12 protein-coding genes are annotated in these 14,031 nt (G+C 68.8%); 4 read left to right on the top strand and 8 right to left on the bottom strand.

Translation table 11 applies throughout. The features are described from left to right. From QSK17_RS26340 to QSK17_RS26330, 3 genes are all read right to left on the bottom strand, one after another. On the bottom strand, positions 1–208 hold a 208-nt coding region (locus QSK17_RS26340; RefSeq protein WP_285707996.1), incomplete at its 3' end, for a hypothetical protein. 1,118 nt (positions 209–1,326) lie between these two features. Next, a complete protein-coding gene (locus QSK17_RS26335) occupies positions 1,327–1,812 on the bottom strand; it encodes a DUF4253 domain-containing protein (RefSeq protein WP_285707995.1) in 486 nt (161 codons plus the stop codon). A 453-nt stretch (positions 1,813–2,265) separates the two neighbouring features. Next, positions 2,266–3,249: a helix-turn-helix transcriptional regulator gene (locus QSK17_RS26330; protein ID WP_285707994.1), complete on the bottom strand. Its 984-nt coding sequence runs from the start codon at positions 3,247–3,249 to the stop codon at positions 2,266–2,268. A gap of 116 nt (positions 3,250–3,365) precedes the next feature. On the opposite strand from QSK17_RS26330, the gene QSK17_RS26325 reads away from it, so the two are divergent. From QSK17_RS26325 to QSK17_RS26315, 3 genes are read left to right on the top strand one after another with little or no spacing between them, the layout of a single operon-like run. After that, positions 3,366–4,979: a peptide ABC transporter substrate-binding protein gene (locus QSK17_RS26325; RefSeq protein WP_285707993.1), complete on the top strand. Its 1,614-nt coding sequence runs from the start codon at positions 3,366–3,368 to the stop codon at positions 4,977–4,979. Further along, complete coding sequence (locus QSK17_RS26320) at positions 4,976–5,899, top strand: ABC transporter permease (RefSeq protein ID WP_285707992.1); 924 nt, start codon at positions 4,976–4,978, stop codon at positions 5,897–5,899. The genes QSK17_RS26325 and QSK17_RS26320 overlap by 4 nt, the downstream gene beginning before the upstream one ends. Further along, on the top strand, positions 5,892–6,950 hold the full coding sequence (locus QSK17_RS26315) for an ABC transporter permease (protein ID WP_285707990.1): 1,059 nt from the start codon (positions 5,892–5,894) through the stop codon (positions 6,948–6,950). Before QSK17_RS26320 ends, QSK17_RS26315 begins: the two co-directional genes overlap by 8 nt. Positions 6,951–6,976: 26 nt before the next feature. On the opposite strand, the gene QSK17_RS26310 is transcribed toward QSK17_RS26315, so the two are convergent. From QSK17_RS26310 to QSK17_RS26295, 4 genes are read right to left on the bottom strand one after another with little or no spacing between them, the layout of a single operon-like run. Next, entirely contained in the window at positions 6,977–7,546 is a 570-nt protein-coding gene (locus tag QSK17_RS26310) for a toll/interleukin-1 receptor domain-containing protein (protein WP_285707988.1), read from the bottom strand. 31 nt (positions 7,547–7,577) lie between these two features. Next, entirely contained in the window at positions 7,578–8,870 is a 1,293-nt protein-coding gene (locus QSK17_RS26305; RefSeq protein WP_285707987.1) for a M20/M25/M40 family metallo-hydrolase, read from the bottom strand. Then, positions 8,867–10,864, bottom strand: a complete 1,998-nt coding sequence (locus tag QSK17_RS26300) for a dipeptidyl-peptidase 5 (protein ID WP_285707986.1) — start codon at positions 10,862–10,864, stop codon at positions 8,867–8,869. The genes QSK17_RS26305 and QSK17_RS26300 overlap by 4 nt, the downstream gene beginning before the upstream one ends. Continuing rightward, a complete protein-coding gene (locus tag QSK17_RS26295) occupies positions 10,861–12,144 on the bottom strand; it encodes a C39 family peptidase (RefSeq protein WP_285707985.1) in 1,284 nt (427 codons plus the stop codon). The genes QSK17_RS26300 and QSK17_RS26295 overlap by 4 nt, the downstream gene beginning before the upstream one ends. Positions 12,145–12,381: 237 nt before the next feature. On the opposite strand from QSK17_RS26295, the gene QSK17_RS26290 reads away from it, so the two are divergent. Continuing rightward, the gene (locus QSK17_RS26290; protein ID WP_285707984.1) at positions 12,382–12,720 is read left to right on the top strand and encodes a hypothetical protein; all 339 of its coding nucleotides are present in this window, start codon (positions 12,382–12,384) and stop codon (positions 12,718–12,720) included. A 61-nt stretch (positions 12,721–12,781) separates the two neighbouring features. Here the strand turns inward: QSK17_RS26290 and QSK17_RS26285 are convergent, their stop codons facing one another. Next, the gene (locus QSK17_RS26285; protein ID WP_285707982.1) at positions 12,782–13,963 is read right to left on the bottom strand and encodes a DUF5925 domain-containing protein; all 1,182 of its coding nucleotides are present in this window, start codon (positions 13,961–13,963) and stop codon (positions 12,782–12,784) included. Positions 13,964–14,031 lie beyond the last annotated feature (68 nt).

The following is a 14,031-nucleotide window of genomic DNA, read 5'->3' as shown; positions in this document are numbered from 1 at the left end:
CATGCCCGCACGCCTTGGCCTCACCGGCGGCATGCACCCGCTCCACCCGCGCCGCGATCGCCGAGATGAGCCGATCCCGCGCGAACAGCAGGTCTTCCGCCTCGGCCAGACACACCCCCGGCGAGTCAGGCACCACCGCGAGCGCAAGCGCGGAGGCCGTCTCCCGGACCGAGGCCACCAACGGCCACGACGCCCGACCCGACGACATGCCACCACCGGGAGCGGCCTGCTCCTCCGCCGGAGCCTCGCCGTCATCGAAGGTCTCGCCGTTGTCGGACCTTTCATGACCACGAGCGTCTCCACAGTGGGACGCACTCTCCTGGCCGCGAGTGCCGCCAAAGCCCTGAGCGGCGTCACGGTCGAAAGTGCCGGATCGACAAGGAGCTTCCCGACAACCGCAAGCATTGGTATGTCCTCGGGCAGTGCCCCTTCCGGAGGCGTTGCCGAGCTTGGAGGCATCGGCCTCAGGGGAAGCATCGCCACGACGGAAGGTTTTGAGAGGAGATTCGGAGAAACCGCCCCGATTGGTGGCGTTTTGCTCCTTATGGGCGGCTTGAGTGGAGAGGGGGACGTCCTTACCGGGGGCAAGGGCTGAACTGCTATCCGACCTCCAGGACTTCGCCCGCGAGGTGATCTGATCCCACCACTCGGAATCACACGGCCCAGGCGGAGAAGGACGCTCGTCTCGCGAAAAGAACTCCAACGACCCGAAGAACTCCGCCACGCCCGCCCCCTCCCCGACTATTCGAACGCGCATCTGAATAATGCCACACTCGAACACGTATTCGCAACCGATTCTTTCAACCGATTTGCCCCTTTCTCTTGTAATGAAATTAGGGGAGATGTCCCTTTAGTGTTTCGTCTGGCGGGCCTGTCGGAGTAGGTGCGGCGAGTCGGGGATGTGCGGTGGTGAGCGGAGCGGTGGTGAGCGCAGCGGCAGTCATGTGCGGCGAAACCGCGGATCAGGTGCCGACCGGCAGTGAGAGTGACCCTGGTTTACGTTCACGTTTACGGCTGATTGAACCTGAGGGGTCGCAGGGTGCCAGCTCGGGCGTCGATGTTGATTCGATCATTGGTGCGGTATGTGGATGCGGTGCTCGCCGCTTTCGGGGTCGAATGGCCTCTCTTTGTAGCCAGATCTGTTCTTGTTCACTGAGAAGAAATCCCGCGAAAGAATCCAATGACCCGAACAACTCTGTCCAGCCAGGCCGTATCTCGTGGATTCAAAACACTCCCTGATCCGCCCGCGTGGCACATACTTGATCCCTGCTGCACTCCAGAGAATGTTTCATATTCAGAAATCGATTCTCGGCATCTCGCCGACAATCAATCCCACCAGAACGACCAGGCGTTCTTGCCGCGGATCTGCTCGGAGTAATCCGCGAGCGTACCCGGTCCTTGCAAAATGCTGTCCGGGCAGAAAGTCCAGTGCTCGGCGGCGACGTGCAGAGCGTGCTCGAAGGTGGCAGGGGGCGCGGCGACGCTGAGATCGAGGGTGTTGAATCCCATGCCGATCACGCGTACACCGAAACGCTCTTCCCAACTGCGTACGACGGCAGCGAGGGGGACGGTCCACTCGTTGTGGTGCACCGCGCCCTGCCAGCCCATCACGGCCAATGCGTCGGCTCCCCGGTCGACCGCCGCCAGCCCGAGGGGTGTGCGACGTCCGGCCACTATCCGGGCGTACCAGTCGGCCACCACGTCGGGGTCGGCGACCAACTGGCCGGGTTCCGCGAGGCCTGGACAGTCCTGGCCGTAGGGCGCGAGGTCCGCCACACCACCGGCGAGCAGGTCCTGCCATACCTCCGCCATGAAAGCGCTCGCCTGGTAATTGTCGATCTCAGACGCCGGCTCCGGCGCGATCTGCCCCGCCGACCAGGGTTGTACGGAATCCTCCAGGAGTACGGGCCACAACCCGGATCGGGGATGCTCCGCCCGGAGACTCGTCCAGAGCGAAGCGGGGACGGGGGAGTCGCTGAGCCAGAATGAGGGGCGGCGGTGCGTCCGGAGCTTGTCGTACTCAGGATCCGGCCATACCAGGGACCCCGGTGGAAGGCCGGACGGAAGTGCGCGCTCGTTTCCGCCGTCCGGGAACAGCAGCCCCAAATGTTCACCATCGTCCGTTCTGATCTCCACCACAACAGGATCTCAGAATCGATGTCGGAGGGATCTAGGGAGTATGCGATAGTTTTTCGCGCTTTCCCGGACCGCCTCGTGTCGCCTCGTGTCGCCTTGTGTCGCCTCGTGTCGCGCACACGCGTGCGGTCAGGGGAGGTCCAGGCAGCAGAGACCTTCGGCGAGGGCCTTGGTGGTCAGGCGCGTACGGCTGTCGCATCCGAGCTTGGCGAAGACGTGCTCCAGATGAGTGGTGACCGTACGGACGCTGAGGACCAAGGCGGCGGCGATCTGGGGGTTGGAGTCGCCGCGCGCGACCCGGGTGAGCACTTCGAGTTCCCGCGCCGTCAGCTCGTACGGCAGGGCACAGGGGCGCTCGGCGATGACCGCTCCCTGGATGGAGCCCTGGAAGCCGACACCGGCGCGGTGGATGCGCACCTCGCGCCACTGGCCCGCTCCGTCCAGCCACATCCCGCGGCGGGAGAGCTCCCGCGAGTCGATGAACTCGCGGGCGAGTCCCGCCATGGCCGGCTCGGCGGCCAGCGCGTCGGAAGGGGGCCAGCCCGCCACCGTACGGCACCGCCCGCCGCGCTCGAACGCGAGCGCGTGGAAGCCGGGCGGCAGCCCGAGAGGGTCGATGACACAGCGGGTGAGGTCGGTGACGTGCGCCAGCGCGGGGGACACCGCGGAGATCACTGCACTGGTCTCCGGCGGGAAGTCGTCCCGCGAGTGGAGATGCAGCAGCCCGGTGTACCGGCCCCCGGGCGGCGGGTCGGAGAGGAACAGCGGCGTGGTGATTCCCGCGCGCCAGCCGTACGGCTCCAGGTGGCGGCGGAAGTAGCGTTCGGTGCCGGGGGAACCCATGGCCAGGGGCTCCTTCAGCGACATCGCCCGGCGATAGGGAGCGAGGCTGGTGTACTCCTCCGCGGCGTCGGCGTCGACGCGGGCGTACCCGGCGGACACCAGGGACCGGTGGCGCCCGGTCGCCGGATCGAACGCGACGAACTCGTAGGCCTCCACCGGGATCACCTGGCGCAGCGCCGTCATCGCGCCGTGCGCCCCGTCCCGGGCCACTCGAAAGCCCAGTTCGGCGACCGCGTGGAGGTGGCGCGCGCTCAGGCTGATCTGATCCATGAGGTCCTCCAGGGTAAGCCTGCCCCAGATCATTTTGGCAAGGAATACGTAAACCATCCGATGTAGCCGCTTGAACCGCTCTTTACCCTCACCGCAACAGAAGAGGCGGAGGATCAGTGACGCTCAGCAGAAGACGAACCGCCGCCCTCGCGGTGGCGGCGGTCATCCTCGGCGGGGTCAGCGGATGCGGCGGCTCAGGCGGAGGGCAGGACAAGCAGGGCGACGGGGGCGGGCAGGGACCGAGCACGTTCTCGGTCGCGCTCACCGAGCCGGACCACCTGACGCCGGGCAACACGTCGAGCAGCTATTCGATCAAGGTGCTCGACACCGTTTTCGACACCCCGGTGTATATCGACGCCGACGGCAAGCCGCAGATGCGCGCCGCCGAGTCGGTGACCAGTACGGACCAGAAGGTCTGGACCATCAAGATCAAGCCGGGCCAGAAGTTCAGCAACGGCGAGCCGGTCACCGCGGAGAGTTTCGCGGACGCGTGGAACGCCACCGCGTACGGCCCGAACGGCTGGACCAACAACTACTACTTCGAGAACATCGAGGGCTACGACGCGCTGAACCCCGAGAGCGGCACGCCCAGCACGGACAAGATGTCCGGCCTGAATGTCGTCGACCCCAACACCCTCAAGGTCGCGCTCACCGGTCCGTTCAGCCAGTTCCCGATCACGCTGGCGTACATCGCGTTCGCGCCGATGCCGAAGGCCGCGTTCAAGGACCTCAAGGCGTACGACCAGGCGCCGATCGGCAACGGCCCGTTCATGCTCGACGGGGCCTGGCAGCACAACCAGAAGATCGCGGTCAAGAAGTCGCCCGAGTACGCGGGTGACCGCAAGGCCCAGTCGGACGGCGTCGAGTTCAAGATCTACGCCAGCAGGGACACGGCGTACACGGATCTGCGGGCCGACAAGGTCGACCTGCTGACGACGATCCCGCCGGCGAGCTCGTCGGAGGCGAAGAAGCTGTTCGGCGACCGTTTCGTGGCGATGGCCGGCGGCACGATGGACTATCTCGGCTTCCCGATGTTCGACAAGCGGTTCGCCAACGCCGACCTGCACAAGGCGATCTCGATGGCCATCGACCGGCAGGCGATCGTCGACGCCGTCTACAACGGCGCGTTCAAGCCGATGGCGTCGCTGGTCGCCCCGCTCGTGCCCGGCTACCGGGAGGACGCCTGCGGCGAGACCTGCACGTACGACCCGGCGAAGGCCAAGCAGCTCTTCGACCAGGCCGGCGGGTTCAGCGGCACGCTCAACCTGTACTTCTCCAACGCCGACCCCAGCTACGAGCAGTGGATGACCGCGGTCGCCAACCAGCTCAAGCAGAACCTCGGCATCCAGGACATCAAGTTCCGCAAGATCCCGGCATCCGACTACCTGACGACCCTGCGGGAGCACAAGGAAGACGGGCCTTACCGGCAGAACTGGGTCATGGACTACCCGAGCCCGCAGAACTACCTCGAGTTCATGTGGGGCAACAACAACAAGATGGGCTGGGAGAACAAGGAGTTCAACGACCTCATCAAGCAGGCGAACGAGGCGCCGAGCGTCGAGGCCAGCCTCCCGCTCTACCAGAAGGCCGAGGACCTCGCGCTCGCCGAGATGCCGTTGATCCCGCTGTGGAACTGGCAGGACCAGTCGGGCCACTCCACCAGGATCGATAACGTCCAGATCACGCCGTACAGCGACAACCTCGACACGATCACGGTCAAGCAGAAGTGAGATACGCCGTCCAGCGCCTGATCCAGGCCGTACCGGTGTTCGTGGTGACCACCTTCCTGATCTACACGATGGTGTTCGCGCTGCCGGGAGACCCGATACTCGCGCTGGCCGGCGACAAGCCGGTCCCCGAGCAGGTACTCGACGTCCTGCGCGAGCGCTACCACCTGAACGACCCGCTGCTCGTCCAGTACGGGTACTACATGCTCGGGGTGTTCCGGGGGGATCTCGGTGAGACCTTCACCGGGCAGCCAGTGAGCGAGCTGCTCCAGGACCGGTGGGCGGTGACCGCGCAGCTCGCGGTCACCGCCTGGATCTTCGAACTTGTCGTGGGGATCGGCCTGGGGGTCCTGGCGGGCCTCCGGCGCGGCGGAGCCGCGGACACGGCCGTCCTCGCCGGCACGACGTTCGTCATCGCGGTCCCGGTCTTCGTGGTCGGGTACACCGCGCAGATCCTGTTCGGCCTCAACCTGGGGCTGTTCCCGACGGCGGGCACGGACGAGGGATGGCCGGTCAGCTACCTGCTGCCCGGCATGGTCCTCGGGTCGTTCGGCCTCGCCTACGTCGCCCGCCTCACCCGGACCTCGCTCGTGGAGAACCTCCGCGCCGACTACGTCCGTACGGCGACGGCGAAGGGGCTGGGACGCCGCCGCATCGTCGGGCTGCACGCCCTGCGCAACTCGCTGATCCCGGTCGTGACGTATCTCGGCATCGACTTCGGCAACCTGATGGCCGGCGCGGTGGTCACCGAGGGCATCTTCAACCTGCCCGGCATCGGCCAGCAGGTGTTCCAGTCCATCCAGCTCCAGGAGGGTCCCGTCGTCGTCGGCGTCGTCACCCTGCTCGTCATGATCTTCATCGTCGCCAACCTGGTCGTGGACCTCCTGTACGGCGTGCTCGACCCGAGGATCCGCCGTGCCTGAGTTCCCGCCCGAAGCCACCGACCGGACCGCGTCCGAGCGCGCGCCCGAAACCGCCTCAGAGACCATGCCGGAGACCGCGTTCGAAACCGCGTCCGAGACCATGCCGAAGGCCGCCCAGAAGACCGCGCAGAAGTCCGCGCCGAAGACGGCGTACGACACCGCTGCCGAGGATCCGGGCGAGGACCCGGGCGAGGCCGACAAGGCCGGCGGCTCGCTGTGGCGCGACGCCTGGATGGAACTGCGCGGGCGGTTCGTGTTCTGGATGTCCGCGGTCATCCTCGTGGTGGCCGGCGCGATGGCGGCGTTCCCCGACGTGTTCGCCGGGATGGGTCCGAACGAGAGCTGCGATCTCCGGATGTCCAAGCATGGACCCGGCGACGGGGCGGTCTTCGGTTACGACATCCAGGGCTGCGACTACTGGTCCCAGATCGTGCACGGCACCCGGGCGTCGATCATGATCGGCGTCGCGGTCACCGTGTTCGCATTGCTGATCGCCGTCGCCCTCGGGCTGTTCGGCGGCTACTACGGGGGCGTGCTCGACGCGCTGATCTCCCGGATCACGGACGTTTTCTTCGGCATCCCGTTCGTCCTCGGCGCGACCGTCGTCCTGGTGGCCTTCCCCGGCCACGGGATGTGGGCCATGACGCTGGTCCTCGTCCTGCTCGGATGGACGACGATGACCCGGCTGATGCGCGGTCAGGTGATCGCCGTGAAGGACATGGACTTCGTGGCCGCCGCCCGCATGCTCGGCGCGGGCGACCGGCGGATCATGTTCCGGCACATCCTGCCGAACGCGATCGCGCCGGTCTTCGTCGTCGCCATGCTCAACGTCGGCAACGTGATCGCCGGTGAGGCCACGCTCGACTACCTCGGCGTCGGGCTGCAGTACCCCGACGTGTCGTGGGGCCTTCAGCTCAACGTCGCGCAGACGTTCTTCGCGGAGTATCCGCACCTGCTCGTCTTCCCGGCGCTGTTCCTCACCGCCACCGTGCTGAGCTTCCTGATGCTCGGTGATGTCGTACGCGACGCACTCGACCCCAAGCTGAGATAGCTGATTTCCCGAAAAATGGGGAAACTTTACCGATCCAGGCCGACCGCGCGCAGCACCGCGTCGGTCGCCTGTTCGGCGCTGTGCCTGACGAGATCGACCGGGGGGCGGTCGGAGAAGGGAGAAGGCAGCCGCAGGTCGGCGATCCTGGCCGAGACGAGGGGGCGGCCATTGCCCGCGAGATCCGGCGCGGACAGCCGTTCCCATGTCTCCCGGCCCTGCGGGGAGCGCACGTACGCGGTGGACAGGATCACCAGCGCTTGGCCCCGGCCCTCGCCGCCGTCCAGGCTCTGCGGCGTGCCGATGGCCTGCGGGGAGACTCGGCAGCCGGCCCGCCGCAGCACCGCGCCGATCCAGTCGGCCCACATGCGGTCCTCGGGCGCGTAGCTCACCAGGATGTCGGTGTGCTCGGCCGGCTGGCGCCGGGTGAAGGCGTCCAGCCAGCGGGTGCGGACGTGCTCCTCCAGGGGAGGGTAGGAGTTGATCCGTCCGCCGGCGTGGCCGCGGATCTCCTCGTGGATCGCCGCGGCCACCAGGTCCAGCGTCGCCGGGGTCAGGTCACGGTGGCCGGTCACCGCGATGCGGAGCCCTTGCCGCATGGGCGTCACCTCCGCGGAGGTTCGTACCCGCTCAGTGCTCCCCGGTCGCGGGGCTCTCCGCCAGCAGCAGCCGGTCCAGGACGCGGACGCCGAACTCCAGGCCGTCCACCGGAACCCGCTCGTCCACGCCGTGGAACATGCCGAAGTAGTTGAGATCGGCGGGCAGGAGAAGCGGCGCGAAGCCGTACCCCTTGATTCCGATCTCGGCGAACGACTTCGCGTCGGTGCCGCCGGTCATCACGTACGGCACCGGGTGTCCGGTGGGGTCCTCGGCGAGGAGCGCCGCGCGCAGGTCGTCGAACAGGCCGTCGGCGGGGGCGGAGACCGCCTCACCGAGGCTGACGAACTCCCGCGTGACCTTTGGGCCGAGCAGCCGGTCGACCGTCTCCAGGAACTCGTCGCGATATCCGGGGAGGAACCGCCCGTCCACGTACGCGTGCGCCGCGCCCGGGATGACGTTGACCTTGTAACCGGCCTCCAGCATGGTCGGGTTGGCCGAGTTGCGCAGCACGCCCTTGAACAGGGTCGCCGCCTGGGGGATCCGCGCGATCTCCTCGTCCAGCCGGTCGATGTCGATCGTCGTGCCCAGAGCCCGCGAGAGGCCGTCGATCAGCTCTGCCACCGCCGGCGTGAGCCGTATCGGCCACTTGTGGTCGGCGAGCCGGACGAGCGCCCGGGACAGCTCCACGACGGGGTTGTCGACGGCGGGCTTGGAGCCGTGCCCGGCGACGCCCTTGGCCGTGAGCCGCATCCACGCGGTGCCGCGCTCGCCGACGGCCACGGGATAGATCCGGGTGTCGCCCTGGTGCCAGCTGAAGCCGCCGGACTCGCTGATCGCCTCGGTGCAGTCGGCGAACCAGTCCCGGTGCCTGTCCACGACGTAGCCCGCGCCGTACTCGCCGGTGGCCTCCTCGTCGGCGACGAACGCGAGCACGATGTCGCGCCGGGGCCGCACCCCGCGGCGGGCCCACTCGCGCACCGCGGTGAGGGTCATGGACAGGGTGCCCTTCATGTCGACCGCGCCGCGGCCGTGGACGCACCCGTCCTCCACCTCGCCCGAGAACGGGTGCAGCCGCCACTCCGACGGGTCGGCCGGGACGACGTCGAGATGGCCGTGGATCAGCAGGGCGTCCGGATCAGTGCCGTCGCCGGGGATGCGGGCCAGCACGTTGGTGCGCTGCGGTGCGGACTCCACCACCGTCGGCTCGATGCCGACCTCGTCCAGCAGGCCCGCGACGTACTCGGCGGCCTTCCGCTCGCCCGAGCCCGGGTTGGTGGTGTCGATCCTGATGAGGTTGGAGCAGATGTCGGCGACCTCGGTCATGCGGTTTCTCCTGGAGTGAACGTCACGGACGGGCCCCTCAGCGCGAGCGGCGGGACCTCAGGCGTCGGGAAGTCGAAGATCAGGCCGTAGAAGGCGAGTTCGGCTTCCAGCACCGCGACGATCGTCTCCTCGCGTCGCCACCCGTGTTGTTCCCCGGGGAAGGCGAGGTACGCCCAGCGTCCGCCGTGCCGGTCCAGCTCGGCGGCGAAGCGTTCGGCCTGGGCGGGATCGACGATGGCGTCCTCCAGGCCGTGCATGAGCAGCGCCGGTCCGGACGCCCGCGCGGCGTGCAGCGCCGGCGACCGGTCGATGTAGCGCTGCCGCGTCTCGGGAAGCGGGCCGATCAGCCCGTCGAGATACCGCGACTCGAAGTCGTGCGTCTCCGCCGCCCAGCTCTCCGGATCCCCGATCCCGTAGTGGGAGACAGCGCCGCAGAACACGTCGCTGTGCACCAGGGCCGCGAGGGACGTCCAGCCGCCCGCGCTGCCGCCTCTGATGGCGACCTTGGCGGCCCGGCCGTCGGCGAGCAGGTGGCGGGCCACGGTCTCGCAGTCCTGGACGTCGACGACCCCCCAGTTGTGCCGCAGCCGTTCCCGGTAGGCCCGGCCGTACCCGGTGGAGCCGCCGTAGTTCACCTCGGCCACGCCGATGCCGCGGCTGGTGAAGTAGGCCACCTCCAGGTCGAGGATCGGCGCGGCGGCGCTGGTCGGCCCTCCGTGGACGAACACGACGTACGGCGGAGGCCCTTCGGCCAGGGCCGAGCGGAGCGGCGGGTAGAGGTGGGCGTGGACGCCGTCGATCGTCACCGACTCCGGCGTGGGCAGCAGCTCGGCCGGGGGCAGCGCCTTCGCCGGGGACAGGGTCTCCCGCTCCCCGGTCGCGAGTTCGATCCGCACCACCTCGTAGGGCCGGTAGTGCGAGGCCGCCACGCCGACGACGTGGGTGCCGTCCGTGGCCAGGGTGGGAGACCAGTAGGTGGCGTCGCCGCCGATCTCCCTCGGAGGTGCGCCGCTCTCGTCCAGCACGCCCAGCCGCCGCCGGTCGGCCGTGCCGTACATCGTGACGATCGTGCCGCCGGACACGGCGAAGAACGTCTGGCCGAGCTTCCACACGGCGTCGCCGAACTCCATGGGCAGCGGCGTGAGATTGCGGGCCGCGACAGGGGCGGACGCGTCGTCCGTCTCCTCGGCCGGAAGGTCGAGCGGGACGATGTGGATGTTCCACCAGCCCGTCGGGTCGGTCACCGCGTACAGGCTCCGGGCGTCCCGCCACTCGGCCTGCGCGACGGCGCCGCCCGCGACGACGGTGTATGGGCGTCCCGCGGCTGAGGCGTCCTCGGGAGCAGTGCGGTCGGGAGCAGTGCCGCCGGGCGCTGTCTCGATCGGTGCTGTCTCGATTGGCGCTGTCTCGATCGGTGCGGACTCGATCGGGGCCACGCACAGTTCGGTGGCGTCCCACGGCATGTCGGGGTGGTTCCAGCCGATCCACGCGATATGCCGCCCGTCCGGCGAAATACGCGGATGCATCAGGAAATGGTGGGCTTTGACGATGACACGGAGCGGGCCGCCGTCGAGCGGCACCGCCACGATGGTCCGCTCGCGGCCGATCTCCCGCACGCACCACACCTCGTCGTCGTGGATCACGAGGTCGCCGTAGCGTGCCGGGCCCTCCGGGGTGAGCGCGACCGGCTCACCGCCGGGAGGGCAGACGTAGAGCCGCTGGTCGGCCCAGTTGGTGAACACCAGCGAGCCACGATGGGAGCGCCACGACCGCCCGCCGTACTCGATCACCCGGTTGCGGGCGTTCCAGCCCTGGGGGAGCACGTCCTCGACGACCCCGTCGGCGCGGCGCCGTACGACGCAGCGGCGCCCACCCTCGTGCGGACGGGGCTCATCCCACCACACCTCATTGCCGGAAATTTCCACCCATAGTGGGCGATCGTCCACCCGCGCCACGTCGACGGCGCTGATGCTCACCGGTTCGGTTCGGCTCACCAGTTTCCTTCGGAGAGAGGGAGTGGGACGTCCGGCGGGTGGACCACATGGACGATCCCCCCGCTGCTGGAGCCGCGCAGCCAGACGTTCTCGAACGCCTCGCGCGGATAGACCCGGCGCACCGCCTCGTCCGAGGGGGCGGCCGGATCGTTGGCGATCACGTCGCCCGCCGGGGTCATCCCGGTGACGACCATGATGTGGCCGCTCGTCGAGTACCCCGCACCGGGCAGCTCGTGCTCCTTGAACGACTGCGACGTGATCACAGGGATGCCCGCGCAGACGAAAAGCTCCAGCTCAGACAGAGAGCGTAGCCGCGTCACGAAGCCGTCGAGCCCATAGCGGCCCGCGTAGGCCACCCCGAAGGGCCAGTTCCCCGTGCCCTGATAGCTGTGGTCGTACATGTGACGCGCGGCGTGGTCCACGCCGGGGCAGGGATCGTCGGGGGAGACCCAGTCCAGGTCCTCCGGAGCCGGGCCGCGCCCCCAGTAGCTCAGCACCATCGTGAACGAAGCCGGGCTGCACCAGGCATCGCCGCCGCCGTCCCACTCCGGGTGGTGTCCCGTGTGCACCATCTGCGACCGGCACGGCACGTTCAGCTCGACGCCCGCGGTGCCGGCCCGCGGCGCCCGCGCCGATCTCGACGTCTTCGCGATCCGCGCGATCCCGGTCAGCCGGGCGTCCTGCCTGCTCTGGGCGATCGCCGTGCTCCGTGTGCTCGGGTCTGCCGGTGCGGGGACCTGCGCCCCTGCGCTGACCGCGCTCGCCGGTCCTCCGGGGGGTACGGACGACGCCATCACGTTGACGGAGCGTACCCGGGCGCCCTCGCCGTACAGGGTGACGCGGATCCGGTACGCGGTGATCGGCCGGGTGGCGACGAAGGTGTCCACGGCGACGTCGCCGTCCTGGTCGCCCTGCCCGGGGAGGGACGTGCGGTGGACGTCGGTGTCGCCCTCGGCCCAGCGGCCCATGCAGTACCACTTGGTGAGGGAGCCGCCCGCGGTGCGCGCCTGCACGTCGACCTGCAACCAGGATCCGGGAGGCGTGTTCGCGGTCCAGGACGGCACCAGCTCGGTCGCCGGGAAGCCGATCTCCCGTTCGTCCGAGGTCCAGCGGACGTACGGCCAGCTCCTGCCGTCGCCCTCGCCACCCTCGCCGGCGGGCCGTGGGCCGGAAGCGGCGCCGAACGGATCGAGGTAGGCGGCCACGCCGCTCTCCTGGCCCTCGAAGGACCACCGGTGGAGTACGACGCTGCTCAGTCGTGCCGACGACGGGGTGACCACCTTCGTGATTGTGGTTTGCGACCGTAAGCGGCACATCGGATGGTTTACGTATTGGTTTACCTATCCGAAACATTGACCGTGTCGCGCGGCGTGGCGGCCGGCGTCCCCGAGCGGCTGTGATCGCGAAAGTGGAGCGTAGTACCGTCATCACTGTACGTCGAGGGCCTCTCGCAGGCGGACGCGTATGGCACCGCACATGCGGACACCTGGGGTGAGGTCGTCAGCCGGGGGTGTTGCATGGAAACATTGCGCCTCGTCCTGGTCTTCCTCCATCTCAGCGGGTTCGCCGCCCTGGTCGGCGGGTTCCTCCGCCAGATGCAACTCGGAATCACGCTGATCGGGCGTCCGGTCATCATCGCCGCCGTCGCCCAGTTCGTCACGGGTGCCCTGCTTATATGGATCCGTACCGCGCTCGACATGTCCGTCGCCGACGGCAAGATGGCCGTCAAGGCGGGCCTCGACCTGACCATCCTGCTGCTTGCGGTCGCGGGCACGCGGATCAGGCCGACATGGATGTTCTACGGCGTCGGCGCTTCGGCCATCGCCGCCACCGGAGTCGCCGTCTTCTGGACGTGACGGGCGGCGCACACCCCGCTGGACCCGCGGATCGTCGAGGTGTGCCGGGCCCGCACCGGCCTCAGAGGTAGAGGCCGGTGGAGGCGGTGCTCTCCGGCGCCGCGAGCCCGCGTCCCTCCCGGAGCGCGAACAGCTCCGCGAGGGTGGCTCCCTCGGGTCCGATGCCCGCCACGCCGCCTGACGCAGTGCCACCGGACGCCGTGCCGGATCCGTCCCGCGCGCCGGACGACGCGTTGAGCCACGCCGCGGCCTCGTCCGGAGCCAGCCGCCCGATCTCGATCTGCGACAGACACCGGCCCGGCCGTACGACGGCGGGGTGGAGCTGGTTCAGATCCTCGTTCGTGGTGATCGCCACGAGGACGTCCCGGCCCTGGCCGAGCAGGCCGTCGGTCAGGTTGAGCAGCCGGGACAGACCCTGACCCGTGGACTGCTTGGCCTCGGCGCGGATCAGCTCGTCGCAGTCCTCCAGGACGAGCATCCGCCAGCGGTGCTCCTCGTCGTGGTCGGGGCAGTCGCAGCCGACCGCCACGTCCATGAGGTATCCGGGGTTGTTGAACAGCCGCTCCGGATCGAGCACGCAGTCGACCTGGCACCAGTCCGCCCATTCGCGGGCGAGCGTGCGCAGCAGGGTCGTCTTGCCCGTTCCCGGCGGGCCGTGCAGCAGGAGCAGCCGGCCGTTCACGTCCTGCGGCGTGATCTTCATGAGCTGGTCGATCCGCTCTTTGGCGGCACGCGGGTAGTTGGGCCTGATCCCGTCCCAAGGGGAGGTCGTGATCGGCTTCGCCGAGCGGCGTTTGCCGTGGTCGGACAGCCACACGAAGCCCATCGCGACGTGCTCCTCGTCCTTGCCGACCACATCCTCGGCATTGCGGGTCGCCTCGTCGAGCACCGAACGGGCCAGCTCCTCGCTGGTCGCGGTCACGGTGAAGGTGGCGGATCTGCTGCTGTAGCGGACCACCCGCAGGGTCCACCCCTCGCCGGAGATCAGGCGGGACTCGTGACCGTCGCTGTGCTGGGCGACTCGGAGCACCCGCCCGCCCGAGGGGACCGTCGCGGCGTCCAGCTTGACCCGGTCGACGGTGGTGCTGCGGGACCACGGTTGCGTTCCCGTGGCGAACGGTGAGAGGGCCAGCGCGTCGATCACGTCGGCCGGGCTGTCGCCGTCGTCGAGCCAGACGTTCATCGGAAGCGGCTCGCGGGGCTCGGGGCTGGAGGAGAAGTCGACCTCCTTCACGATGGACATGCCTGCCATGATCCACGCCCGGTGTGGTCATGTCGACGGATTAACACGGAAATGGGTTGTCGGGGTCG

The organism is Microtetraspora sp. NBRC 16547 (genome assembly GCF_030268965.1).
Lineage (GTDB): Bacteria > Actinomycetota > Actinomycetes > Streptosporangiales > Streptosporangiaceae > Microtetraspora.
The sequence above is the reverse complement of the archived record's forward strand: the minus strand, read 5'-3'. Positions and strand labels throughout refer to the sequence as shown.

Bases quoted from the DNA above. Each gene is read 5' to 3' on its own strand.
- QSK17_RS26335 (WP_285707995.1), bottom strand. From the start codon at position 1,812: ATGGCGGAGGTATGGCAGGACCTGCTCGCCGGTGGTGTGGCGGACCTC.
- QSK17_RS26330 (WP_285707994.1), bottom strand. From the start codon at position 3,249: ATGGATCAGATCAGCCTGAGCGCGCGCCACCTCCACGCGGTCGCCGAA.
- QSK17_RS26310 (WP_285707988.1), bottom strand. From the start codon at position 7,546: ATGCGGCAAGGGCTCCGCATCGCGGTGACCGGCCACCGTGACCTGACC.
- QSK17_RS26305 (WP_285707987.1), bottom strand. From the start codon at position 8,870: ATGACCGAGGTCGCCGACATCTGCTCCAACCTCATCAGGATCGACACC.
- QSK17_RS26290 (WP_285707984.1), top strand. From the start codon at position 12,382: ATGGAAACATTGCGCCTCGTCCTGGTCTTCCTCCATCTCAGCGGGTTC.
- QSK17_RS26285 (WP_285707982.1), bottom strand. From the start codon at position 13,963: ATGTCCATCGTGAAGGAGGTCGACTTCTCCTCCAGCCCCGAGCCCCGC.